This window comes from Streptomyces sp. NPDC005752 (assembly GCF_040630715.1).
GTDB lineage: Bacteria > Actinomycetota > Actinomycetes > Streptomycetales > Streptomycetaceae > Streptomyces.
In genome coordinates this window covers 159,813-182,092 of record NZ_JBEXYB010000002.1, presented here as the reverse complement: position 1 = coordinate 182,092, position 22,280 = coordinate 159,813, and the positions used below count along the sequence as shown (strand labels likewise).

The 22,280-nt window shown below is 71.5% G+C and carries 26 protein-coding genes; 16 read left to right on the top strand and 10 right to left on the bottom strand.

The window, feature by feature from the left end; all coding sequences use genetic code 11:
* Positions 1 to 30: 30 nt before the first annotated feature.
* Positions 31 to 1,215, top strand: a complete 1,185-nt coding sequence (locus tag ABZ441_RS02530) for a globin domain-containing protein (RefSeq protein ID WP_358967232.1) — start codon at positions 31 to 33, stop codon at positions 1,213 to 1,215.
* Positions 1,212 to 1,916, top strand: a complete 705-nt coding sequence (locus ABZ441_RS02525; RefSeq protein WP_358967229.1) for a pyridoxamine 5'-phosphate oxidase family protein — start codon at positions 1,212 to 1,214, stop codon at positions 1,914 to 1,916. Before ABZ441_RS02530 ends, ABZ441_RS02525 begins: the two co-directional genes overlap by 4 nt.
* 73 nt (positions 1,917 to 1,989) lie before the next feature.
* Here ABZ441_RS02525 and ABZ441_RS02520 read toward each other — a convergent pair whose 3' ends face one another.
* Positions 1,990 to 2,670, bottom strand: a complete 681-nt coding sequence (locus ABZ441_RS02520) for a hypothetical protein (RefSeq protein WP_358967226.1) — start codon at positions 2,668 to 2,670, stop codon at positions 1,990 to 1,992.
* A 367-nt stretch (positions 2,671 to 3,037) separates the two neighbouring features.
* On the opposite strand from ABZ441_RS02520, the gene ABZ441_RS02515 reads away from it, so the two are divergent.
* A complete protein-coding gene (locus tag ABZ441_RS02515) occupies positions 3,038 to 4,321 on the top strand; it encodes an LPXTG cell wall anchor domain-containing protein (RefSeq protein WP_358967224.1) in 1,284 nt (427 codons plus the stop codon).
* 161 nt (positions 4,322 to 4,482) lie between these two features.
* Here the strand turns inward: ABZ441_RS02515 and ABZ441_RS02510 are convergent, their stop codons facing one another.
* Complete coding sequence (locus ABZ441_RS02510) at positions 4,483 to 5,199, bottom strand: MerR family transcriptional regulator (protein WP_358967221.1); 717 nt, start codon at positions 5,197 to 5,199, stop codon at positions 4,483 to 4,485.
* 63 nt (positions 5,200 to 5,262) lie between these two features.
* Here ABZ441_RS02510 and ABZ441_RS02505 point away from each other — a divergent pair, with 63 nt between their 5' ends.
* Positions 5,263 to 5,733 (top strand): DUF6194 family protein, encoded by a 471-nt coding sequence (locus tag ABZ441_RS02505; RefSeq protein ID WP_358967218.1) that lies wholly within the window; start codon positions 5,263 to 5,265, stop codon positions 5,731 to 5,733.
* Between the two features lie 116 nt (positions 5,734 to 5,849).
* Here ABZ441_RS02505 and ABZ441_RS02500 read toward each other — a convergent pair whose 3' ends face one another.
* On the bottom strand, positions 5,850 to 6,518 hold the full coding sequence (locus ABZ441_RS02500; protein WP_358967216.1) for a TetR/AcrR family transcriptional regulator: 669 nt from the start codon (positions 6,516 to 6,518) through the stop codon (positions 5,850 to 5,852).
* A gap of 676 nt (positions 6,519 to 7,194) precedes the next feature.
* On the opposite strand from ABZ441_RS02500, the gene ABZ441_RS02495 reads away from it, so the two are divergent.
* From ABZ441_RS02495 to ABZ441_RS02470, 6 genes are read left to right on the top strand one after another with little or no spacing between them, the layout of a single operon-like run.
* Positions 7,195 to 8,490, top strand: coding sequence for an ATP-binding protein (locus ABZ441_RS02495; protein ID WP_358967214.1), 1,296 nt, complete (start codon positions 7,195 to 7,197; stop codon positions 8,488 to 8,490).
* 19 nt (positions 8,491 to 8,509) lie between these two features.
* A complete protein-coding gene (locus ABZ441_RS02490) occupies positions 8,510 to 8,941 on the top strand; it encodes a roadblock/LC7 domain-containing protein (RefSeq protein ID WP_358967212.1) in 432 nt (143 codons plus the stop codon).
* Positions 8,938 to 9,291: a DUF742 domain-containing protein gene (locus tag ABZ441_RS02485; protein WP_358967209.1), complete on the top strand. Its 354-nt coding sequence runs from the start codon at positions 8,938 to 8,940 to the stop codon at positions 9,289 to 9,291. Before ABZ441_RS02490 ends, ABZ441_RS02485 begins: the two co-directional genes overlap by 4 nt.
* Positions 9,269 to 9,865 carry an ATP/GTP-binding protein gene (locus ABZ441_RS02480; RefSeq protein WP_307792661.1) on the top strand — a complete coding sequence of 199 codons (597 nt, stop codon included), beginning with the start codon at positions 9,269 to 9,271 and terminating at the stop codon, positions 9,863 to 9,865. Before ABZ441_RS02485 ends, ABZ441_RS02480 begins: the two co-directional genes overlap by 23 nt.
* Positions 9,862 to 11,052, top strand: a complete 1,191-nt coding sequence (locus ABZ441_RS02475; protein WP_358967205.1) for a cytochrome P450 — start codon at positions 9,862 to 9,864, stop codon at positions 11,050 to 11,052. The genes ABZ441_RS02480 and ABZ441_RS02475 overlap by 4 nt, the downstream gene beginning before the upstream one ends.
* Before the next feature lie 7 nt (positions 11,053 to 11,059).
* Positions 11,060 to 12,310, top strand: a complete 1,251-nt coding sequence (locus ABZ441_RS02470; RefSeq protein ID WP_205019920.1) for a cytochrome P450 — start codon at positions 11,060 to 11,062, stop codon at positions 12,308 to 12,310.
* Between the two features lie 126 nt (positions 12,311 to 12,436).
* Here the strand turns inward: ABZ441_RS02470 and ABZ441_RS02465 are convergent, their stop codons facing one another.
* Together ABZ441_RS02465 and ABZ441_RS02460 are read right to left on the bottom strand one after the other, a co-directional pair.
* Positions 12,437 to 13,000, bottom strand: coding sequence for a flavoprotein (locus ABZ441_RS02465; protein WP_358967203.1), 564 nt, complete (start codon positions 12,998 to 13,000; stop codon positions 12,437 to 12,439).
* A gap of 97 nt (positions 13,001 to 13,097) precedes the next feature.
* Positions 13,098 to 13,610, bottom strand: a complete 513-nt coding sequence (locus ABZ441_RS02460; protein WP_358967201.1) for a hypothetical protein — start codon at positions 13,608 to 13,610, stop codon at positions 13,098 to 13,100.
* A gap of 197 nt (positions 13,611 to 13,807) precedes the next feature.
* Between ABZ441_RS02460 and ABZ441_RS02455 the strand changes: the two genes are divergently transcribed.
* The 5 genes from ABZ441_RS02455 to ABZ441_RS02435 all read left to right on the top strand — a co-directional run bounded on the left by ABZ441_RS02455 (position 13,808) and on the right by ABZ441_RS02435 (position 16,575).
* Positions 13,808 to 14,023: a hypothetical protein gene (locus ABZ441_RS02455; protein WP_358967198.1), complete on the top strand. Its 216-nt coding sequence runs from the start codon at positions 13,808 to 13,810 to the stop codon at positions 14,021 to 14,023.
* Between the two features lie 5 nt (positions 14,024 to 14,028).
* A complete protein-coding gene (locus ABZ441_RS02450) occupies positions 14,029 to 14,373 on the top strand; it encodes a hypothetical protein (protein WP_358967196.1) in 345 nt (114 codons plus the stop codon).
* Positions 14,374 to 14,489: 116 nt separating this feature from the next.
* Positions 14,490 to 14,924, top strand: coding sequence for a hypothetical protein (locus tag ABZ441_RS02445; RefSeq protein WP_358967194.1), 435 nt, complete (start codon positions 14,490 to 14,492; stop codon positions 14,922 to 14,924).
* Position 14,925: 1 nt separating this feature from the next.
* A complete protein-coding gene (locus tag ABZ441_RS02440) occupies positions 14,926 to 16,311 on the top strand; it encodes a DUF1254 domain-containing protein (RefSeq protein WP_358967191.1) in 1,386 nt (461 codons plus the stop codon).
* Positions 16,312 to 16,353: 42 nt separating this feature from the next.
* The gene (locus tag ABZ441_RS02435) at positions 16,354 to 16,575 is read left to right on the top strand and encodes a DUF2277 domain-containing protein (protein ID WP_358967189.1); all 222 of its coding nucleotides are present in this window, start codon (positions 16,354 to 16,356) and stop codon (positions 16,573 to 16,575) included.
* 25 nt (positions 16,576 to 16,600) lie between these two features.
* Here ABZ441_RS02435 and ABZ441_RS02430 read toward each other — a convergent pair whose 3' ends face one another.
* The 4 genes from ABZ441_RS02430 to ABZ441_RS02415 all read right to left on the bottom strand — a co-directional run bounded on the left by ABZ441_RS02430 (position 16,601) and on the right by ABZ441_RS02415 (position 20,480).
* Complete coding sequence (locus ABZ441_RS02430) at positions 16,601 to 17,260, bottom strand: VTT domain-containing protein (protein ID WP_358967182.1); 660 nt, start codon at positions 17,258 to 17,260, stop codon at positions 16,601 to 16,603.
* Between the two features lie 237 nt (positions 17,261 to 17,497).
* On the bottom strand, positions 17,498 to 17,956 hold the full coding sequence (locus ABZ441_RS02425; RefSeq protein ID WP_358967180.1) for a DoxX family protein: 459 nt from the start codon (positions 17,954 to 17,956) through the stop codon (positions 17,498 to 17,500).
* 112 nt (positions 17,957 to 18,068) lie between these two features.
* Entirely contained in the window at positions 18,069 to 19,745 is a 1,677-nt protein-coding gene (locus ABZ441_RS02420; protein WP_358967177.1) for an alkaline phosphatase D family protein, read from the bottom strand.
* A 90-nt stretch (positions 19,746 to 19,835) separates the two neighbouring features.
* Positions 19,836 to 20,480: an HNH endonuclease family protein gene (locus ABZ441_RS02415; RefSeq protein WP_358967174.1), complete on the bottom strand. Its 645-nt coding sequence runs from the start codon at positions 20,478 to 20,480 to the stop codon at positions 19,836 to 19,838.
* A 240-nt stretch (positions 20,481 to 20,720) separates the two neighbouring features.
* On the opposite strand from ABZ441_RS02415, the gene ABZ441_RS02410 reads away from it, so the two are divergent.
* Complete coding sequence (locus tag ABZ441_RS02410; RefSeq protein WP_358967171.1) at positions 20,721 to 21,455, top strand: ABC transporter permease; 735 nt, start codon at positions 20,721 to 20,723, stop codon at positions 21,453 to 21,455.
* 76 nt (positions 21,456 to 21,531) lie between these two features.
* Here ABZ441_RS02410 and ABZ441_RS02405 read toward each other — a convergent pair whose 3' ends face one another.
* Positions 21,532 to 22,194, bottom strand: a complete 663-nt coding sequence (locus ABZ441_RS02405; protein WP_358967168.1) for an HAD-IA family hydrolase — start codon at positions 22,192 to 22,194, stop codon at positions 21,532 to 21,534.
* Positions 22,195 to 22,280: the final 86 nt, after the last annotated feature.

Genomic DNA, 22,280 nt, shown 5'->3' with positions numbered 1-22,280 from the left:
CCGCCGCCTCGCGCTCTCCGGAGGCAGAGCGTGACGTCCGCCCCGCTTACGTACCGGGAGATCTCCCTGGTGCGCACGAGCCTCTCGGTGGTCGCACCGCAGGCCACGGAGATGACCGTCTACTTCTACGCGATCCTCTTCGCCCGGCACCCCGAAGTGCGGGCGCTGTTCCCGGAGAACATGGACGTCCAGCGGGACCGGCTGCTGCGCGGCCTGCTGCGGATCATCGATCTCGTCGACGACGTCGACAACCTCGTGCGGTTCTGCTCCCGGCTGGGGCGGGACCATCGTAAGTTCGGGGCGCTGGACGAGCATTACCCGGCGGTAGGTCAATGCCTGGTCTCCTCCCTGGAGCGGTTCGCGGGAACCGCGTGGAATCCCGAGGTCGCCGCGGCCTGGACCCACGCCTACACCCTCGCCGCCGAGGTGATGATCGCGGCCGCCGCCGACGACACCCGCCTGCGCCCCGCCTCCTGGGAGGCGCAGATCGTCCGGCATGAGCACCGCGGCCACGGCATCGCCGAGATCACCGTGCAGCCCGACCAGCCCTACCCGTACGTGGCCGGGCAGTACGTGAGCATGGAAACCCCCTGGTACCCGCGTACCTGGCGGCACTATTCCCCCGCGCACCCGCCGCGCGCGGACCACACGCTGACGTTCCACGTCCGGGCGGTCCGCCAGGGACAGGTCAGCAACGCGCTGGTTCACCACGCGGTTCCGGGACACATGGTGCGGCTCGGCCCGCCCCAGGGAGACATGACCCTCGCCTCGGCAGGTGACCGTGACCTGTTGCTGGTGGCCGGCGGGACCGGCCTCGCGCCGATCCGCGCGCTGATCGAGGAAGCCGCCTTCTCCGGAATGCGCCGCTACGTGAGTCTGTTCGTCGGGGCCCGTACCGCCGATGAGCTGTACGGCCTCAACGACATGCTGCGCCTGGCGCAGCGCCACCACTGGCTGTCCGTCCGTGCGGCCGTCTCCCACGAGAACATTCCCGGCCAGCAGGGCACGCTCCCGCAGGTGCTGCACGAGTTCGGCCCCTGGGACCGGCACGAAGCCTTCCTGTGCGGTCCGCCCGACATGGTCACCACCGCCGTGCGTACCCTGCTGCACCAAGGCATTCCCTACGCTCACATCCACCACGACCCGCTCGACACCCCCATCCTCACCGCGCCCCTCACGCCGCCCCGATCCGGTCAGGAGTTCGACCAGTTGTGACCAGCCACGACGCCACCCCCTCGCAGGGAGAGCGCCTGCTGCAGACCCATCTGGGCACCAGCGAACGCGCCGACGCCTTCTACGACCGGCAGGTCCACCCGCACCTCACTGAGGCCATGCGCGAATTCATCCAGCGCCAGTCGATGGTGTTCCTGTCCACCGCCGACGCCCGCGGCCACTGCGACGCCACCTTCCGCGGCGGCCCTCCCGGATTCGTCGCCGTACTCGACGACCGGACCCTGGCCTACCCGGAGTACCGCGGGAACGGTGTCCTGGCCAGCGCCGGCAACATCACCGAGAACCCGCACATCGGTCTGCTCTTCATGGACTTCACCCGCGACCACGTCGGACTGCACGTCAACGGCTCCGCCCAACTCGTGGGCGACCAGGATCTGCGGGCCGTCCACGCCTGGATACCCGTCGACCCCGCCCCCGGCCGGCACCCCGTGCTGTGGACGGTCGTCACCCTCCACGAGGCGTACATCCACTGCTCCAAGCACATACCGCACCTCGAACCCGCCCCCCGCCCCCTGGGGTTGGCCCGGGCGCGGCGCAGGGACGCCGACTACTTCGTCGAGCCGGAACCGGCGCCCGCGGAGTACGGCGCGGTGCAGGGCATGGCCCCCACAGGGCCTGGCGTTCCGCACCACACGTACGGCGATGCGAACGCGCACCCCCTGAGCGGCTCACGCGACCGCTGAGGCGACGCCGGGGGTGCCGTGGCCGCCAGAACCGCCGAGTCCTGCCGAGCCGGTGTCACCCCCGCCCCGCTGATCACGAAGGCACCGAGGACCCCGTGGTCCGCACGCTGATGGACCACGGTCCGTCGGAGCGGGCGTGGATGAGGCAGGGCCCGGACAGCGGGGCCTCACCCCGCCATGGTCCGACGTGGTTGGCCAACTCGTCGAGGAAGCCGTCCCCACCCGGTTTGAAGGTGTCGACGAGGAAGCAGCCACCGTCTTCGGACAGCGGGTCGCCCTCGTACCGGAGCGTCGCGATCCCGGGGCCGCCCTCGTAGCGCAGCACATCCGAGGCGGAACGCTGTGCGGACCCGATCCAGGTCAGCGCGCTCGACACCACGGTCGCCTCGATCATCCACGGCCCGTCCGCCTGGACCCGGAGCGCCTGGACCGGCCGGTCATCCGCGTTGACCAGGGACCGGCAGGCGAAAGGCCCTTCCGTGTACACCAGTTGGCTTCGGGAATGCAGGCCCCCGTCGAGGGCGTCCACGACGAAGTGCCCCGCTCCCTGGTGCGTGATGTCCAGGATCACCGGTTCCGCACCGGTCGTCAGGTGGGTGACCCGGTCGCCGTCGCCACCGAACCGCTGGAGTACCGGACCGCCTGCCGTGAGCAGTTGAGGTGCCCGTTCGGGCAGAGCTCCGCTCTTACCGACCCCGGTGAGCGGTGCCGCACCCGCCTGCTGTTCCGTCCGATCCCGCTGGAACCACTTCATGGACTGCCCCCTTGCCGATGTCCATGCGCCGCATTGTTCCACCCACGCGTCCGGGGCCGCCGGCCGCGACGTACCGCAGGGGTGCGAGATCGGTTCAGGGGCCCACCGGACGGGTCGGGTCCGTGGGCGGTCCGGATGCCGCGCACGTCGCCATGTGACCTTCAACACAGTGAAATCGCGCGCGGTGAAAGCAACTGCACCCTTTGGTCTCGTCTGTCTGTCCCGGCGTCGCCAAGTCGGCCGAGGTGGGTGAAGAAATGGTGACGGCAGATCGTCGTACCGGTCATACGATCTTCCCGTGTCGCATCTGCGTGCCCCATTCCGCTGCGACCCCTTCTCTTCTTTACCCGGACCTCGAAGGGCTTTTGTGAAGATTCGCCGCATTCTCGCGACCGCTGTTGCCGCCGCAGTCACCACGCCTGCCGTTCTGCTGTCGGTCACCCCCGCGTTCGCCGACAGCAAGCCGACAGCGCAGACGCAGGAGAAGCCGTCCCTTGCGGAGCTGGAGAAGGCCGCCGCCGCAGCACAGGCTGTGTACGACGACGCCGTGGCGGCCGAGAGCGCCGCCGACGCGGCTCTCGAGGCAGCCGGCTCCGACACCGATCCTCTGACCGTGGCCGCCGAGGAGGCCGCAGCCGCGGCGGCCGCCGCGGCCACCGCGAAGACCGACGCCGACCAGGCGGTCGTAGAAGCCGCGGCAGCGCTCAAGGACCTTCCGGACACGGCCACCGACGAGCAGAGGACCGCTGCGGAGACGGCCCTCGCCGAGGCCGAGGCCGCCGCCACGGCCGCCGGTGAGGTCAAGACCGCCGCCGATGCCAAGGCTGAGGAAGCCGTCGACGCGCGGGACGACGCGCGGGTCGCCGCAGCCCGGGCGGTAGGCGAAGCCAGGAAGGCCACCAAGGCGGCGCTCGACGACAAGACCGCCGCCGACGAGGCGCTCGCCAAGGCGAAGGAAGAGGCTGCCGAGGAGGGCGACGACGGTGAGGAGGACTGCGTCCCCGAGGCCAAGCTCACCACGGTCGTCACGGGTCTGCCGTCCACGGTGGTCGCAGGCACGAAGACCAACTTCACACTCCGGGTGGCCAACGGCACCGACAGGACGATGGACGAGGTGTTTCCGTTCGCCTACGTCCACGCGACCGACCGGAGTGGGCTCAAGGACCTCGGCGACCTGGTGCACCTGCAGTGGTCGCCCGCCTCGTCCTCGACGTGGAAGAACGTCGACAACGAGCACTACATGGACCCCATCAGCCGGCTCGGGGCAGGTGCCCACGCCGACCTCAAGATGCGCCTCACGGTCGACGCCTCGGCCCCGGCGGGCAACGGAGTCACCTTCGTGGCCGGTGACTACTGGAACGACAACGGCACCTGCGGCGGGAGCCCGGACCTCGAGGGCTACGAGTTCCTGATCGCCGCCGCGGGCAGCAAGCCCGGCAAGGTCGACGACGCCAAGCCGGGCACGACCAAGCCGAACACCTCGGACCTCAAGCCCCAGAGCGGCACGTCCGCCAGTCCCGTCAGTGGCAGCCTCGCCGCGACGGGCGCGTCCTCGACGTCGCAGCTCGCCCTCGCGAGCGGCGCGGCCCTGGCGATCGGTGCGGGCGCGGTGTTCGTCGTACGCCGCCGCAAGTCCGGTTCGCACGCCTGACGCGTGAGGCGGGGTGTGGGCCGGAACCCCGGCCCACACGCTGACCGCCCGACGGGCCCGACACCGCAGGCACGGTGTCGGGCCCGTCGTCGTACCCGGCCCGACAGGCAGGCGGAGTACGGGCCCGAGCGCGCCTCGGACGGGCGTTGCCGGAGGGGCGGTCACTTCTCGGCGGCGGCGAGGACCGCGCCGAGTGGGACGGTGGCGTCGAGCAGGGCACGGGAGCGCGCGGTGATGCCGGCGTCCCGGGCGGTCAGCGCGGCTTCGACGTCTTCTTGCGCGTGCCCGCGCCGCAAGCGCGGCATCAACGCCCGGAGCGGGCCGATCCGGTAGCCCGCGCTGCGCAGCTGGTGCACGATCCGGGCGTCGCGGGCCTGCGCCGGTGAGTACCGTCTCGTCCCTCGCGGGGGCAACCGGTCGGGCACGGCGATGCCTTCGGCGTCCCAGTGCCGCAGTGTCGACGGGCGTACTCCGAGCGCGGCGGCGAGTTCGGAGACGCTCATCGAGTCCGATGCGCGTACGTCCTCGACCGGCTCGGAGGCGATCGCCGCCAAGGCCTCCCTGGCGAGTGCCAGGTCCGTACGCTCCCGGTCGAGCCGGGCGTGTGCCGCGTCCAGCAAGGCGAGTGCCTCCGCGGCCGGGCGCTCGTGCACGGCACGGACGATCCGTTTTGCCTCGACCGGACCCGTGCAGTTCGCGAGCGCGCGGTAGGCCAGTGCGGACTGCAGGTGGGTCTCCCCGTAGATCCGGTAACCCGCGGCCGTGCGCGTCGCGGGCGGCAGGACACCGTCGCGTTCGAGGTTGCGGACCTGTTGGACGGAGCACCCGACGCGACGTGCCACATCGACCGTCCGCATGACCGATTTGAGGGTTGGCACCCACCACCTCGCAGGTCTCCGGTTCGAAGTCTCCACAAGCACCTTAATGAAACGCTTGAGCACATGACCATCGACGAGATCATCGACTTCGTGGAAGGGCTCGGCGGGGGCCTGGCCTTCAGGCCGGAACCCGGCGACGGCTCACCGGAGATCAGCTGGGGGGACGTCTTCTTCTACTACGCTCCCGACGGTGTCGTGCCGGAAGCGACCCAACCGTTCGCGACGATCGTGACGAAGAACTACCCGGGCGACGAGAGTTCGCGCCTGGACCGCCCCGACACCTTCCGCGTCAACGTCGCCGCGGGCAAGAAGGAGTTCATCGACCGGACGGGCCACGCACCGCGCGAGCAGGCCGTCGACGCCGACCCCGGTGTCACGGACGCCGTCATCGCCCACCCCGTCCACGGTCCCGCCGCCTGGCTCGCGGTGGTGAACCCGGGCCGGCGGACGGACGAGGCGGTTCGTGGGCTGCTCCGCGCGGCCCATCAGCGCGCCCGCGCGCGGCATGAGCGACGGACGGGACCGGGTCGGTAGCGGCCTCCGCCGGCTTTCCCGAACAGCCTTCCTCGAGGAACTCTCCGAAGCCGAGGCGGCGGAGGGCGAACCGACGTCCGGGCAGGCTCCCCGTCCTTCAGGGCGGGGAGCGGAAGTCACGTGTGTGGTGTTGTCACGGAAGCCTCGTGTACCTGACGGCCGCGGTCGCGTGAGAAGTCGACGAGCATGACGTGGCGGGGGTTCCCGACAGCTGTCAGCAGGTTCTTGTACATGGTGCACATGCGGTCCTCGATCTCGTCGAGGTTCTGGTCGACGACCTGGGTGATGAGGGTGAGACCGGCCCATGCTCCGGCCAACTGATGCGCTGTCATCGGGATGTCCACATCCGGTCCCAGCTCGCCCTGCGCCTTCGCCTCGGTCAGCTGCTGGATGCTCAGTGTGATCCAGTCGGGCCACGGGGTGCCGTAGGTGGTGGGCGCGTCGCGAGCGATGGACAGGCGCAGGGCGGCCCGCAGGCCGGGTTCCCTGGTGGTGCGGTAAATCATGAGCATGCCTGTGTCGACGATTTCCTGGAGCTTGATGCTCTGAGGGGCCAAGTCTATTTCCAGCGTGCTCTGCAGCAGTTTCTTCGCCAGGTCCTGCTTCGACGTGAAGTGGTAGTAGAAAGCGCCCTTGGTCGCTCCGGCGGCGGCGATGATGCGGTTGACCGATGCCCCGCCGTAGCCTCTGGCCTCGAATTCCTGTCCGGCCGCGTCGAGAATCTTTTGCCGGGTCAGTCCGGCGCGACCCTTGGTCGGTTGTCCAGGCCTTGCGCGGTCTGCCATTGCCGCCCCGCCCTTCGTTCGTCTGTCGCGGTGTCGTGGCACGGTCGTGCGCGATGCTCCTGCCGCTGCCCTCGTCGCGGCAGGGCCGAGGGGACGGCTGGATCAGAGCCGGAGCGCGCACTGCGCGACCCACTCAAGATCACTTCCGCATTCTTCCAGGCAGGGCGCCGGAACGCACAGTTCGCCCTCGCCGGCCCAGGGCGGCGGGCAGGACCCGACGCAGGCGGGGGCGAGCGCCCTGGGCCGGGGGCTGCCTCGTGGTCCCTCACCGGCGTACTCGACGGCCTTCGTCGTCCTGCTCCTCACGCTGCGCGCCTCCTCGGTGTCGCGGGCTGTCATGGGGCCCACGGTGCCTGTGAGTTACCTGACTTGACCGTGCGCCGAGTGACGTCGCACACTGTGGCCCGCGAGAACAGACCAGGTGGTCTCCTGGGGGGTGGCCTCTGGGGGCGATGTCGCAAGAACGTTGCGCGCAGCGGTAGTTGGGGCGTATGCGGATTACCCGCAGAGGCTGCTGGTCTGGACTCCGATGCGTAGCGGGGCTGCCGGACATGGCAACGCTTCTCGCTCGCCGATGGCCCCGGCTTGATGGACCAGGTGGGCCGCGTTCCACGTGTTCGAGCCGGTCCGGGTCCGGGGCGGTCGACGTGACGACGTGGGCCCGAGGGAGACGTGGATGGATTTTCTGATACAGGCAGGTGCCACAGGAGCGCCCCTCGCCGCAGCCCTGGCGGGCGGGAGCGCAGCGATGTACTACCGGCGCCGCGCGAGGAAGCTGGAGCACCGTGCGACCCGGCTGGCACGGGAACGGAACGCCGAAGCCGCCGACCTCGAGGCCGTCGCGGTCGCGCTCGACCGGCTGGCCTACGAGGTCGTGCCGGCCATGGTGCAGGCCGACCCGGAGGCGCGCATGCGCTTTCCCGGCCTGCTGCCGACATCGATCGAGGGCTCCGCCGTCGGCGAACGGTTGACCGCGCTCGCACAGTCACTGGGACACGCCGTCCAACAGGTTCGCGCCGAGGAGGCCACGGGGGCCGCCGACCGGCTGGCCGAGACGCAGAGGGCGGCCGAGGAGGCGACCTGGGCGGTGGTGCGTGGTGTCGCCACCTCCATGGTCGCCATCGCGTCCCGACTGAGCCGGCAGGTCAGCATGGGTGCGCGCGAACACGCCGACGACCAGGCGTACGCGTCACTGATGGCGATCGACCGGCACGGCCAGCAGCTGCTGCTCGCGGCGCAGAACTACCTGGTGCTCAGCGGCGGGAAGTTGTCGCGGAGATGGCCCGACTGCACGGTGGTCGACGTGGTGCGGGCGGCCATGGGTTACCTGGAGGGTTTCGAGCGGATCGAGCACAAGGAGTCAGGGACCCCGGGGACCGCCGTGACGGCCCGGGCCGTGGGCCCTGTCATCCACGCCTTCGCGCTGCTGCTCGACAACGCACTGCGCTACTCACCGCCCACCGCGCACGTGGAGGTCCGCCTGACCGAGGGGTACCACGGGGTGACGGTAACCATCGACGACGCGGGGATGGGCATGAGCCCCGAACAGGTCGCCGAGGCCCGGGAGGTGTTGTCGGGGGCGCTGGTGAACGACATCGCGCTGGAGGCGCAGCCCCGCGTCGGCTTCCGAGTGGTCGCGGCGCTGGGCCGGGCCTATGGGTTCCAGGCCGACGTGCAGGCACTTGCCTTCCAGGGCACCCGTGCGCTGCTGTTCCTGCCGAAGTCACTTCTGACAACGGTGGCGGAGCCCGTACCGTCGCTGCCCGCCCCGGATGTTGTGCCGCCGGTGGCATCCGCCACCACCGAGAACGGCCTGACGGTTCGCCGGCCCCGCCGCGCGGCACCGCGGCGCACGACCGCCGCGGCCGGACAGGAGGACCTCGCCTCGGCTCAGCCCGGCCGGGCGAGTGTGGCCATGGCCTGGGCGCACGGGATCGGCCGGGGACGCCAGGACTCCGTCAACGACGACTGACTGACAAGGGAAAGTGACCATGGGGATGACCTTCGCGAACACCCACGCCAACGCATTGGGCTGGCTCCTCGACGAGAGCCTGGGCAGCCTCAGCTCCGTGCGGTGCGCCGTACTGATCAGTTCCGACGGCCTGCTGCACTCCCGTACGGCGTATCTGCCGCAGGACGCGGCGGAAAAACGGGCGGCGATGGGTTCGGGACTGCTCGGTATAGCGAGGGAGTACGGCGCCGTGTCCGAGGGCGGCGGGTGCCGTCAGGTACTGATGGAGCTGGAGGAGCGCCTGTGCCTGATCGGACAGGCCGGGACGAACATGCTGCTGCTGGTGGAGACGACCGGACCTGACGCCGACATCGCTGTCATCGCGGGGCAGATGGAACTGCTCGCCCGGCGCGTCGGCCAGCACATGAGGGTCGCGGACCGGCTGCCATCCGAGCACGCCCCGCGCCAGTGACCGGTCCGCGGCCGGACCCCGACCTCGTACGTCCCTTCGTCCGCGCCGGCGGGCGGGACCGGCCGCCGGCATCGGTGCGGCTGGAAACCCTGGTGCGTGCCGCCGGCGCCGCGTGCGGCACGCTGCCGCCGGACGCCCACCGGGTGATGGACCTGGTCGGCGGGGCGCGGGGTGCGCTCGCGGTCGCCGACATAGCAGCCGCCCTGGACCTGCCCATCGCCACGGCCCGCATCCTCGTGGCCGACCTGCTCGACTGCCGCAGCCTGGCCACCCCGATCAGTACCCGCTCACATCAGCCCGACATCAGTGTTCTGCAGGAGGTGCTGCGTGGTCTCCGCGCACAGGTATGACCCCGCTCCGACCACGGCCACCCGGTCGGCGAAGATCGTGGTGGCGGGCAGCTTCGGCGTGGGCAAGACGACGTTGGTGGGCTCCGTCTCCCAGGTGGAGCCGCTGCGTATGGACGAGCCGATCACCGAGGCCAGTACAGGCGTGGACGACCTGCGCCGTACCCCGGCGAAGACCACCACCACCGTCGCGATGGACTTCGGGCGCGTCGCGATCAACGAGGACCTGGTGGTGTACGTGTTCGGCACCCCGGGCCAGACACGGTGGCGGTGGCTCTGGAAGAGCCTCGCCGAAGGCGCGCTGTGTGCACTGGTCCTGGTCGACACCCGCAGCCTGGATGAGTCCCACGAGGTACTGGATCTGGTGGAGGACCTCGGCGTGCCCTACGGAGTCGCCGTGAACACGTTCGACGGCGCGTCCCGATACCCGACGGACGAGGTCCGCCAAGCCCTCGCGCTGGCGGAGGACGTGCTGCTCACTGTCTGCGACGCCCGTGAACGGGTCTCTTCCCTGAATGCTCTGATCGACCTGATCGAGCACCTGACCGCGTCCCACCCCCTGGAGCTTCAGCCGTGACCCCTCACACGCCTGCCTCCCATGTCCCCCTGTGGGACGAGGCGTTCGCCGCGGACCCGCACGGTGCCTACAGGCAGATGCGAGCCAGGTACGGGCCCCTGGTCCCTGTCGAACTCGCCCCCGGAGTGCCCGCCACACTCGTCATCGGCTACGCCCAGGCCGTACGCATCCTGCACGACGAGCCGCGCTTCCCCGCGGACCCGCGGCAGTGGCAGACCTCGGTGCCCGACACCTGCCCGGTCAAACCGATGCTGGAGTGGCGGCCCAACGCGATCCGCTCCAGTGGCCGCGAGCACGCCCGGTACCGGGAGGCGAACAGGGCCGCCCTCCATGGCGCCGACCAGCATCGGCTGCGCGGACTGGTCGAGCAGGTCTGCGAGCAGGCCATCGGCGGGTTCCAGGGCCACGGTCAGGCCGACCTGCTGAATCAGTTCGCCTGGAAGGTCGCCTTCGATGTCCTGTCCGAACTCCTCGGCTGCCCCGACGGCATAGGGAACCGCATCGCCAACGGAATCATCGAGCTCTTCGACGGAGTGAACGCCATCCGCGGCAACGAGATCCTCGGACAGGCGGTGGCCGACCTCGTCACGCTCAAGCGGCTACGGCCCGGCAACGACGTCACCTCCCACCTGCTCGCACACCCGGCGCAGCTGACCGACACGGAGATGAGCCACCAGGTCGTCACCCTCTACGGGGCGGGGATCGAGCCCGTGGTCAACCTGATCACCAACACGCTTCTGCAGTTGCTCACCGACCCGGTGGTCTCGGGGGACGTCCACGCCGGTGGCGCCTCCGTCCGTGAGGCCCTGGACCTCGTCCTGTACCGGGACCCGCCGATGGCCAACTACTGCGCCTCCTATCCGCCCCATCCCGTGGAGATCGACGGATACCTGCTTCCCGCCCACCAGCCGGTCGTCATCTCCATGGCCGGCTGCAACAACGACCCCGCCGTGGGTGCCCCTTCTTCCGGCAGCCGTGCCCATCTCGCCTGGGGTGCTGGACCGCACGCCTGCCCCGCCCGCCCGATCGCCCACCTCATCGCCGAGACCGCCATCACCCACCTCCTGGACGCCCTGCCCACGATGGTGCTCGCCCGCCCGGCGCAGGACCTCACCTGGCGGCCCGGCCCCTTCCACCGTGCGCTCACCCACCTGCCCGTGACCTTCCCTGCCGTCACCAGCCACTGAGGACTCCATGACCCCCTTCAGCGAAGAGCCCCTCGTTCTCGACCCCGCCGGCGCCGACCGGCACGCCGAGCACAGGCAGCTCCACGCCCGCGGGCCCGCCACCCCGGTCGACATCCTCGGCGTCAAGGCCCACGCCGTCTCCGATCCGGACCTGCTCAAGGAGATGTTGACCAGCCCCGCCGTATCCAAGGACGGGCGTGCGCACTGGCCGATGTTCGCGGAGGTCGTCCAGACCTGGCCGGCCGCGCTGTGGATCGCGGTGGAGAACATGTTCACCGCCTACGGGCAGGACCACCGCAGATTGCGCCGGATGGTCGCCCCGGCCTTCTCGGCCCGCCGGATCAAGGCGCTGACCGATGTCGTGGAGGACGTGGTCGACGGCGTCCTCGACGAGCTCGACTCCACTTACGCCGCCGGCGAGACCGTCGACCTGCGCGAGCGCCTCGCCTATCCGGTCCCGATCGCCGTCATCGGTAACCTTCTCGGTATCCCCGCCGGTGACCTGGCCCGATTCCGCACCGTGATCGACGGCGTGTTCGACACCACCCTCACCACCGAAGCCGCGGCCGCGAACACCAAGGCCCTGTACGAGATCATCGGACAGCTCGTGGACACCAAGCGCGCGGAGCCGGGCGAGGACCTCACCTCCCACCTCATCGCCGTTCGGGACGGTGACGGCGACGGCAAGGGCCTGACCGAAGCCGAACTCCAGGGCACGCTCCTGCTGATGATCAGCGCCGGGTACGAGACCACCGTCAACGTCATCGACCAGGCGATCAGCCTTCTGCTGACCCACCCCGAGCAGCTCGACCACCTCCGGTCGGGCCAGGCGAACTGGTCCGACGCCGTCGAGGAGACCCTCCGTCTGGAACCGCCCGTCACCCACGTGCCCCTGCGTTACGCGGTCACCGACGTCCCCCTCGACAACGGGCGGACGATCGCCCGTGGTGAGGCAATCCTCGTCTCCATCGGCGCCGCCAACGTCCATCCCGACTGGCACGGTCCCACCGCAGGCGACTTCAATGTTCAGCGCGCGAACCACGACCATCTCGCCTTCGGCTACGGCATGCACTTCTGCCTGGGGGCCCCTCTGGCTCGCCTGGAGGTCGCCACCGTCCTGCGCCGCCTGTTCGAGCGGTTCCCCCAGATCGCCCTCGCTCCCGATCGTGGCGATCTGGCACCTCTGGGCTCCCTGATCAGCAACGGCCACACCGCCCTGCCCGTCCGGCTCCGTCTGCCCGGGACGCCGTCGGATTGAGGGAGATCCCCTCGTGTCCCAAGTGGGTGCCTCGCCGGGCGACGCGGTCCCGTCCGTGACGCGTTCGGCGAGGTCGTCCGCTCGAGGAGATGTTGCGTGACGTCACGAGCGACAGGTGCCCCCGCGTCAGCCGGCCCGCAAGTCCGTGCTCGCCAGGATCGCCGCCCACGGAAGCTCCCTGTCGGCCGGCCCCTGACGCGGTTCGTACAGGGGCCAGACATCCGCCCCGTACACCAGTGACACGCCGGCCCTGCGCAGCGTAGCGAGGTGTCCCTCCCACGCCGGGTGCCGTGCGTGTGCCGCGTTGATCCTGGGGAACACCACCACGGGTACGTCGAGGGTGCCCAGTGCTTCGCCCACCTGTGTCAGTGCCTGGTTGTCCGCGATGCCCGTCGCGAGCTTGGTGACGTAGTTCGCGCTCGCCGGTGCGACGACGTAGCGGTCGGCGACGGGGTGCGGACGGGGCTCGGCCGGCAGGCGGGGCGTGTCCCGCACCGGCAGGCCGGTCAGTGACTCGAGTCGGTCCAGTTCACCGTTCGCCCTCAGCCAACGGCCGGCAGTCGGTGTGAGGGTCACGGCCACCTGCCAGCCGAGTGCGAGGGCCGGTTCCACCAGCCCGGTGCGAAGCGTCTCGAGCCCGTCGGTCGCCGTACCCACGACGCCCAGCACTCCGCGGCTGTCCGCACCCACCGTTCCTCCCCCGTCCCGGTCCGTCACCCGGCCGGTAGTACATCAGAGACGCGGACCAGGCACCGGCGGCCGGTCGCCGCCGGTGCCTGGCGGTGACTCAGCCGGCGACACCGAGGTCCTCGCGCATGATGCGGTGCATGGCGCCGAGTTTCGGGTCCGCGGCCTTGAGGTCCAGGAGCAGCCGTACGGCTGTCTCGCCCTCGCGGGGCAGGCCGCGGTCGATGCGCTTGAGCGCGGCGTCCACCCCCGCCAGGACCACGTTGAGTTCACGGGAGGCGGCGAGGACGGCGTCGGGAACCATCATCTGGGCCTCGGCGTACCGGTCGCGGTAGTCGCGTCGGCCTTCCTCCAGCTGGGCTCGGTCGTCGTCGGTGTAGACACCGTCGCGCATGCGGTGGAGGGCGTCCTTGAGGAGCGTGTGGAAGTGACCGGTCGCGCGGTTCATCGAGGTGTACGCGGTACGCCGGTCGTCGAGCAGCCGCCGCCGCTCCTCGACCTGCCCCTCCGCCGCGCGCTGGCGCCTCGTCACCCAGCTCGTGATCACCGGTGCGAAGAGCGTGCCGAGCACTCCGACGACCGCGGTGACCATGGCGGCTATGGCTGCACTCATGCCGATGACCCTAGCCCGCGCGCCCCGGACCGTTGCGGTGGTCGAGGGACCGGTGCCGGACGGGGAGCCCGGCGGGTATCCGCGTCCGGCACGGGAAGCGTCGATGTGCGGGGCCCCGGCGCCGGTCCGCCGGTGCCCGCGACGCTCGGGGCGGCCCCCGGGATGCGAGCGGGCGAGGCGCAGGGGACCGTGGAGGCATGTCCGAGCATCCCCCCGTGATCGTGTACCCGCCCTCGTCGACCGGTGGGCGGCGGGTGACCGTGCGGGGGCAGATCGTCGGGCTGGCGCACGGGCGCGGGGAAGTCGCCTCGTTCCTGCGGCGCGCCGGGCTCGCCCGGGGGGCCGACGAGATCGATCTGGAGCAGCCGGAGTTGATCGAGTGGCGCGGCGGAGACCTCGACACCTGGAGGTGAGCCCCGTGAGATTCCGTGGAGCACACCGGCCTGACGCCTCACTCGAACCTCCCCCCGGTTACTACGGGGCGGACGACGGTGCTCCCGGTGCCACGCAGCGGGGCCTCATCCTCGACTGGGTGGTGGGCCGACGCGTCGCGGCGGGGTGGCGGGTGGAGTCCCGGTCCGCAAGCCAGGCCGTGCTGGTGCGCGGGCAGCCGGTCAATCATGTGCTGCACGCCCTTCTGACGGCCTTCTCCTGCTTCGTGTGGGGCGTGGTGTGGGCGGCCCTGACACTGACCGGCAAGGTCGAGAGGGTGGTGCTCACCGTCGACGCGCAGGGGCGGGTCATCACCGTGGGGGCGCCCTGAGCAGGGCACGGCTGTCACCCGAACGGATGCGTCCGGGTCGTGGCCCGTGAGGACGTCGCGGAGGGTCGGAGCTGCCCGTAGCGGTGGGGGCAGCTCCGACCGAGTGGAGGAATCCCATGGCCCAGTCAGCATCCGCCCCCGGCCCGTCGCGCCCCTCCGCTCCCGGCTCCGACAGCCCCTGGGCGGCGAGCGGCGTGATGTTCGCGGGGGTCGTGCTCCTCGTCGACGGTGTCCTCGCCGTCGTCAAGGGCATCGCGGGCATCGCGTCCGACGACGTGTACACGCGCATCACCAACTACACGTTCGAGTTCGGCGTCACCGCCTGGGGATGGATCCACCTGATCCTCGGGGTGGTTCTCGCGTTCGTCGGGTGGAGCGTCCTCAAGGGCGCGGCCTGGGCCTGGGGCGTCGGTATCGGGCTGGCCGCGCTGAACCTGGTCGCCAACTTCGTCTGGCTGCCGCACCAGCCGGTGTGGGCGGTCATCTCCATCGCGCTGGACACCTTCGTGATCTGGGCCCTGTGCGCCCACCGGACGAAGCCGGTCATCTGACGTGGCCCCGGGGCGAGGCGGCCTGGAGCCGGACGTGGTCACGGCGCTGGCCGCCGACGCGTACGTCTACGGTTCGCCGCTCGTCCGCCGGCTGTCGGCCGTCCAGGCCTGCCTGCGGGACGGCCGCGGAGCGCCTTCGCCCGTGGAGTTCAACGACTTCGCCCACGCGGACGGGCCCGCCACGCCCGGCGCGCACGTCCCGTTCGCCCCGGCGGACCTCGTCGACGCACTCGCCCAGCTCGACCTGTCCGGAGGACCGGTCAGGCTGCACGTCCCCGACACCGCCGGGGCGTACTTCGTCCTGCAGTTCGTGGACGCGTGGAGCAACGCCTTCGCCTACCTCGGGCCCCGGGTGACCGGCGCCGGGGAGGGGGACTGGATGATCGTGCCGCCCGGCTGGGCCGGCACCGTGCCCGACGGGGTGTCCGGGGTGATCGACGCGCCGACCTCCGTCGTCTCCGTCGTCGGCCGCCTCGCGTGCGACGGGCCCGAGGACATGCCCCGGGTCAGGTCCCTCCAGCAGGAGCTCACGCTCACTCACCTGGGTGACCGGGCCCACCGGACCAGGCTCCCCGCGACCGAGCCGGGAGTGCCGGGGGAACTGCGGTTCTTCGAGGAGCTCCGGGTGTGGATGGGCGACTTCCCGCCCTCCCGGGCCGACCGCGCCTACCAGGACCGGTTCCAGCCCCTGGGACTCCTGGAGGAAGGCATCTCGCCGTACGTCTCGGCCGGGCCCGGCCTCGTGCGCGCGCTGGGCCGGGGGCTCGCGCTGGGCAGGCTCCGGGTGGAGGAGGTCGCCCGCCGCACCGCGGTGGCCGCCGACGGCCCGCCGGGCGCCTGGCAGAAGCACCCGCACCTGCGCGACTACAACCTGGACCACTTCGGGGTCGGCACGCTCGGACCACCGGAGTGGGTGATCTCCGACCGGGAGGCGTCGTACCTGGTCAGGGCCGTCGCGGCCCGGCGGGGCCACTGGCTGCCCCACGGGTACGAGGCGGTGTACGCGCACACCTCCCGTGACTCCCGGGGCCGTCCCCTCCACGGGGCCCACCGCTATGTGCTGCGCCTCGCGCAGCCGCCGCCGGTCCGGGCGTTCTGGTCGCTGACCGCGTACGACAGCCCCGGGGGGCACCTGGTCGTGAACGCCGCCGACCGGTACGTGATCGGGGACCGGACACCCGGGCTCGTCCACGGTCCCGACGGCTCGCTGACCCTGCACCTCTCCGCGCAGCGCCCGGCGGACCCGGTCGAGGCGGCGAACTGGCTTCCGGTGCCCGCGGGCGGCTTCCTGCCGGTGATGCGGCTCCACCTTCCCGACCAGTCCGTTCTCGACGGGAGCTACGTCATCCCGCCGGTGGATCCGCTGGGGGACGGACCGGGAGCGTAGGTCCTGAGGCACGTTGTCAGTGGTACGTCGCACACTGGAGGCATGTGCCGCAGCATCAAGACGCTTCGTCCGCCGGCCATCCCCGAAGAGGCCACCGAGGAGGAGATGAGAGCCGCCGCCCTGCAGTACGTGCGCAAGGTGTCCGGCTTCCGCGCGCCCGCCGCGCACAACCAGGAGGTCTTCGACCGCGCCGTGGCAGAGATCGCCGAGGCGACCGGGCGGCTGCTCGACGGTCTGGAGATAAGGGGCGCCGCCCGGGCCTGAGTGGTGGGACCGGCCTGCCCGGGTCTCAGACTCCTGCCGGGGCTCCGCCGGCCGCAGCCGCGGGGGTGTGGGCGGGGCGACGGACGACGAGGGCCGCCAGGGTGCCCGCCAGGAACAGGGCGAGGACCGATACGGCGGTGCCCAGCCAGCCCGCGCCCAGCCACTGGCCTCCGAAGTAGCCGAGCCCCACGCTGTAGACCGCCCAGGCGACTCCGGCCACGGCCGACCAGGGCAGGAACTCCTTGATCTTGCGGTGAGCGGCGCCCGCGCCCAGGGAGACGACGGACCGGCCGGCCGGGGCGAAACGGGCGATGACGACCAGGACCCCACCGCCATGGCTGAGCGCCGCGCCGAGGCGCTCCTGCGCGGAGGTGAGCCGACGGGACCGGGCGATGGCCCGGTCGAGGCGCTCGCCGCCGCGCCAGGCCAGGCGGTAGGCGACGAGGTCGCCGATGACCGAGGCGGTGGCCGCGCAGAGGGTCAGGACCAGGAGCGAGGGGACCTGTCGGGCGGCCTCCCCGGCAGCGGCGGTGACCGTGGTCGTGCTCGCGGCCGCCGCTGTGGCCGCGGTGATGACCAGGACGCCGCTGGGGAGGACGGGCAGGAAGACGTCCAGGAGTACCGAGAGGGCGACCACTGCGTAGATCCATGGGCTGCCGGTCAGCGCACCCACACTCTCGAGCACTGTCCGCTCCCCGTTCCCCGGTTTCCGTGCCGACGCTGCGTGGTCGCAGGGCGGAGAGCCACGACGCCACGACGCCGCAAGGGAAGCGGTGGGAGCGGCAGGGCCAGCTGTACAGCGTACGCCTGCCGTTCGCCCGGTTCACCTGGTATTCACCGGGCGGGCGGCCGATGTCGCGCAGCTCACGTACGACTGCGGCCCCCCGCCTCGGAGGCAGGGGGCCGGAGCGCGGGACGTGGGTCAGACCGAGACGGCCCGGGACTTCTCGCGGGCGGGCTCCCTCTCGGGCTCCGAGTCGCCGCGCGAGGAGAACAGCCGGTCCACGGCCACGGCGCCGGGGCCGGTGAAGACCAGCAGCAGGAAGGCCCAGCAGAAGACGGCTGAGGCCTCGCCGCCGTTCTGCAGGGGGAACAGCGACTCGGGCTGGTGCACCTTGAAGTACGCGTAGGCCATGGAGCCGGAGGAGACGAGCGCGGCGATCCGGGTGCCGAGGCCGAGCGCGACCAGGGTGCCGCCGACGAGCTGGATGACCGCGGCATACCAGCCCGGCCAGGTGCCGGCGGGGACGGTGCCGCCGTCCGCGGAACCGCCGAGGACCCCGAAGAGCGAGGCGGCGCCGTGGCAGGCGAAGAGGAAGCCGATGACGACACGGAAGAGGGCGAGTGCGTAGGGCTGGGCCCGGTTCAGACGTATGGACATGGGGGGTGGGGCTCCTTCGGTCTGGGGACGTGAACCGATCGGGGCCCATCAGGTTAGGGTGACCTGAATTGTGCTTGCAAGTTCAACATTCTGTCGACTGGCTGAAAATTGGTCATCCGTTCGATGTCAGCGTGCACTCCAGAACGGGCTCGAGCTGTGCTCCCGTGGGCCTGGCTCTGGCCTGAACCAATGACAGTGCGGCTTTCCGGCCGTGCATTGTGAGGGTCATGAGCTGATTGCCGAACCAGGGCCCGCCCGTCTTGCTCCAGCGCATCGGTGGGCGCCCCGTCCGCCCGTGGAGCGCCAGCGCGCGCCCGAGCCATCGGCCCGCCCGGCTCCAGCCGAAGCGGAAGCCGGCGCGTATGTAGCCGGGGACGGAGTTGTGGACGGGGGAGCAGGTCAGTTGCAGGACGCGCGCGGTGCGGGTGCCGTCCGGGGTGTCATCGGACCACTGTGGTTCGGCGATGTAGGCGTGATGCACATCACCGGAGAGCACGCACACCGTCGCGGGTGCGTCCGGCCCGCGCCCCGCTTCCCTCAAGAGCTCCGAAAGGTGGCGGAAGGACTCCGGGAACGCGGCCCAGTGCTCCAGGTCCGCCGCCCGCCGCACCTTTTCCCCGCGGCGCGCCCAGCGTTCGCCCCGCTCGCCGCGGCACAGTGCCGCGTTCCACGTCTCCGCGTCATGGACGAGGGGTGGCAGCAGCCACGGCAGTGAGGTGCCGATCAGCAGATGGTCGTAGGCGCCCGGGTCGGCGAGCATCTCGTCGCGCAGCCACCGGGCCTCCTCGTCGCGGAGCATCGACCGCTGCTGTTCCTCGAGGGTCCGGGCCGCACGGGTGTCCACCATCAACAGTCGTACTCGGCCGAAAACGCGCCGGTAGCTCCACCGGACCCGCGTGGGATCGGCGTCCGCGGCCGCGGCGTGGTCGCGCAGCGTCTCGGTGCCGTCCGGCGCTGCGCGCACGGCGGCGTAGACCGGGTCGGCCTCCAGGGCGTCGGGGGAGAGGTTGCCGAGGTGCTGATAGACCCAGTAGGACATGAGCCCGCTGACGATCCGCTCGTGCCACCACGGTGTGCGGCGCATGTCGCGGACCCAGGCTTCGCTGGTGTTCCAGTCGTCCACGACGTCGTGGTCGTCGAAGATCATGCAACTGGGGACCGTGGACAGCAGCCACCGCACGTCCGGGTCGCGCCAGGACTCGTCGTAGAGGTGGGTGTACTCCTCGTAGTCCGCGACCTCCGCGCCGGGGGCCTCGTCCAGATCGCGGCGCGCCGCGAGCCGTCGCCGGGTGGCCTGCGAGGTCTCGTCCGCGTAGACCTGGTCGCCGAGCAGCAGGAGGACGTCCGGGCGCACGGCTGCGGGGTCGGCGGCGAGGTGTGTGGCGAGCGCGTCCAGCGCGTCGGGGCCGATCGGGTCGTGCCCGTGTGCGGGCGGGGCCGCCCACCGGCAGGAACCGAAGGCGACCCGCACCGGGCCCGCCTCGTCCGGCTGCGGTACGGCGGGCGTGCTGATGGTGCTCGGCGGGAAGCGCGAGTCCTCGGGCGGCCACACGCGGCGGCCGTCGAGCAGCACCTCGTAGGGCGTGGTCGAGCCGGGTGTCAGACCCGTCACCACGACGAGGGCGTAGTGGTGCCCCTGGACGGCGAACGTGGGGGCGGCGCCGGCCGCGCCGTCCGCGCAGCGCACCTCCGCCGTGCAGGGCCTGGTCGCCTCCACCCAGACCGTCGCCCGCGAGCCGGACTCCCAGTCGACGTACCTCAGCAGTGGTCCCAGGCGTAGCCCGGCCATGTGTGCCCTCCTCGCGTCGCCGTGACCGATGGCTCCGTAGGGTACGGAACGACGGAGGAGGGCGGGTGGTTCCGCCGGCGGCGGGAGGGGTCAGCAGCCGTTGAGCACGGACTGCAGGGCGCTCTTCTCGGTGGAGTCGACGGTCATGTCGTAGTAGTGCTTCACGTGCACCCAGGCGCGGGCGTAGGTGCAGCGGTAGGCCGTGCGTGACGGGAGCCACTCGCCCGGGTCCTGGTCGCTCTTGGACTGGTTCACGTTGTCGGTGACCGCGATGAGCTGAGGGCGGGTCAGGTCGTTGGCGAAGGACTGCCGCTGGGCGGTGGTCCAGCCGCTGGCGCCGGAACGCCAGGCCTCGGCGAGCGGGACCATGTGGTCGATGTCGAGATCGGACGCGGCGGTCCAGGTGGCTCCGTCGTACTCCGAGTACCAGCTGCCGCTGGTCGCGGCACACGCGGAGTCCTGCACGACGCCGGTGCCGTCGCGCTTCAGCACCACTTCACGGGTGTTGCAGGCTCCCGACTGGGTGATCCAGTGGGGGAACTTGTCGCGGCTGTAGCCGGACGACGAGCCCTCGGCGGAGACGCTGAGCTGGCCCAGATACGTACGGGCGGTCGAGGCGCTGACCGGGGTGGGCATCGCGGCCTGGGCGGTCGGGGCCGTGAGGAGCCCCGTGGTTGCGGCGAGCGCGGCCGAGGCGGCGACGACGGCTATGCGACGCGCGTAGATACCTGACATGTGAACTCCCTTGACGTGGGGGGATGTTGCGTCGGTGACCTGCGGAGCCAGGCCATCGTGGCGGCGCCGGGTTTCGGTGGGGTGGTCGCCAGGTAACAGAGTGACGACATGCGCACGTCACATCAAGGGTTTGGACGATCGGGCTGACGTCCCGTCCGAAAGGTGTTCGAGGAGCGGTGTTGACGGGCCGACCGTTCCGGGGGAGGTCCGGGGCCGGTGTGCGGCCTCTAGGGTGGCCGGGTGCTGCTTCCGGTCAGTCCCCTGCTGGGCGTCGTGCTCGCCCTGCTCCTGGTGTCCGCCGTCGCCGTCGCCGCGTGGGCCTCGCTGGGCCGGGCCCGCGGGATCGCGTCCGCCGGGCTGCGTGCCGCGGTCCAGCTGGTGGCCGTTTCCCTGCTCATCGGCTGGGTGGTGCGCTCCCTGGGCACGCTGCTCGGCTTCCTGCTGCTGATGTTCGCCGTCGCGGTGCGCACCGCGGGCCGGCGGATCACCCGTAACCGCACCTGGTGGCGGGCCGCGCTGCCGATCGGTGCGGGCGTCGCGCCCGTCGTCCTGGTGCTGCTGCTCACCGGGCTCCTCCCGGTGCGCGGCATCGCGCTGATCCCGGTCACCGGGATCCTCATCGGGGGCGCGCTCACCGCGACCGTGCTCGGCGGGAGGCGCGCGCTGGACGAACTCGGCACGCGGCGGGGGGAGGTGGAGGCCGGCATGGCGCTCGGCCTGCTGGACCGGGACGCCCGGCTGGAGATCGCCCGCCCCGCGGCGTCGGATGCGCTGCTGCCGGGGCTGGACCAGACCCGGACCGTGGGGCTCGTCACCCTGCCCGGGGCGTTCGTGGGCATGCTGCTGGGCGGCGCCTCACCCGTGGAGGCGGGCGCCGTGCAGCTGTTCGTCCTGGTGGCCCTGCTGGCGGTGCAGGTGGTCGCGGTCGCACTGGTGCTGGAACTGGTCGCGCGGGGGCTGCTGCACCGGGAGTGAGGCGCCGCACGAGGTGTATCGGTGGGCGGTCCTGGGCCGGGGGTTCAGGATCCGGGACGGGCCGCCGGAGGAAGGGCTACGGAGCGTCGATGTGCAGGCGGATCGAACCGCCCGCGCCCGCTTCCACCCGGAGCCGCGTCAGGTCCTCCACATGGGCGTCGGGGGAGAGCGCGGCCGCACGCGGGCCGACGCCCACGACGCGCATGCCGGCGGCCCGGCCCGCCGTGATGCCCGCCTCGGAGTCCTCGAACACGATGCAGTCCGCGGGGCCGAAGCCCAGCTCGGCCGCACCCTTGAGGAAGCCCTCGGGGTCGGGCTTGCTGGCGCCCACCATCTCGGCGGTGACGCGGGTCCCGGGCATCGGCAGGGCCGCAGCCGTCATCCTGGCCCGGGCGAGCGCCTCGTCGGCCGAGGTCACGAGTGCGTGGGGGAGGCCGGCGATCGCCGCCATGAAGGCGGCCGCACCACCGATGGGCACGACGCCGTCGGTGTCGGCGGTCTCCTCGGCCAGCATGATCCGGTTCTCCGCGTAGTTCTGCTCCATGGGGCGGTCCGGAAGCAGGGCGGCCATCGTGGCGTAGCCCTGGCGGCCGTGGACCACCTTGAGCGCGGCTACGGGGTCGAGGCCCTGCGCGACCGCCCAGCGGCGCCAGCAGCGCTCCACCACCGCGTCGGAGTTCACGAGGGTGCCGTCCATGTCCAGCAGGAGGGCGCGGGCTTCGAGGACGGTGGCCGGCATCGGCATGCTCCAGAGCGCGGGGGAACAGCTCGTGGCTGCGGAGGAAGGAAAACAAGTAGCCCCGCCCGCCGGTCAGGGAGAACGAG

What these genes read in the sequence shown, in the direction of transcription:
- ABZ441_RS02415 (WP_358967174.1), bottom strand. Translation starts at nt 20,480, where the DNA reads ATGTCAGGTATCTACGCGCGTCGCATAGCCGTCGTCGCCGCCTCGGCC.
- ABZ441_RS02490 (WP_358967212.1), top strand. Translation starts at nt 8,510, where the DNA reads ATGGGGATGACCTTCGCGAACACCCACGCCAACGCATTGGGCTGGCTC.
- ABZ441_RS02425 (WP_358967180.1), bottom strand. Translation starts at nt 17,956, where the DNA reads ATGTCCATACGTCTGAACCGGGCCCAGCCCTACGCACTCGCCCTCTTC.
- ABZ441_RS02500 (WP_358967216.1), bottom strand. Translation starts at nt 6,518, where the DNA reads ATGGCAGACCGCGCAAGGCCTGGACAACCGACCAAGGGTCGCGCCGGA.
- ABZ441_RS02470 (WP_205019920.1), top strand. Translation starts at nt 11,060, where the DNA reads ATGACCCCCTTCAGCGAAGAGCCCCTCGTTCTCGACCCCGCCGGCGCC.
- ABZ441_RS02455 (WP_358967198.1), top strand. Translation starts at nt 13,808, where the DNA reads ATGTCCGAGCATCCCCCCGTGATCGTGTACCCGCCCTCGTCGACCGGT.
- ABZ441_RS02460 (WP_358967201.1), bottom strand. Translation starts at nt 13,610, where the DNA reads ATGAGTGCAGCCATAGCCGCCATGGTCACCGCGGTCGTCGGAGTGCTC.
- ABZ441_RS02435 (WP_358967189.1), top strand. Translation starts at nt 16,354, where the DNA reads ATGTGCCGCAGCATCAAGACGCTTCGTCCGCCGGCCATCCCCGAAGAG.
- ABZ441_RS02445 (WP_358967194.1), top strand. Translation starts at nt 14,490, where the DNA reads ATGGCCCAGTCAGCATCCGCCCCCGGCCCGTCGCGCCCCTCCGCTCCC.
- ABZ441_RS02520 (WP_358967226.1), bottom strand. Translation starts at nt 2,670, where the DNA reads ATGAAGTGGTTCCAGCGGGATCGGACGGAACAGCAGGCGGGTGCGGCA.
- ABZ441_RS02405 (WP_358967168.1), bottom strand. Translation starts at nt 22,194, where the DNA reads ATGCCGGCCACCGTCCTCGAAGCCCGCGCCCTCCTGCTGGACATGGAC.
- ABZ441_RS02505 (WP_358967218.1), top strand. Translation starts at nt 5,263, where the DNA reads ATGACCATCGACGAGATCATCGACTTCGTGGAAGGGCTCGGCGGGGGC.
- ABZ441_RS02495 (WP_358967214.1), top strand. Translation starts at nt 7,195, where the DNA reads ATGGATTTTCTGATACAGGCAGGTGCCACAGGAGCGCCCCTCGCCGCA.
- ABZ441_RS02420 (WP_358967177.1), bottom strand. Translation starts at nt 19,745, where the DNA reads ATGGCCGGGCTACGCCTGGGACCACTGCTGAGGTACGTCGACTGGGAG.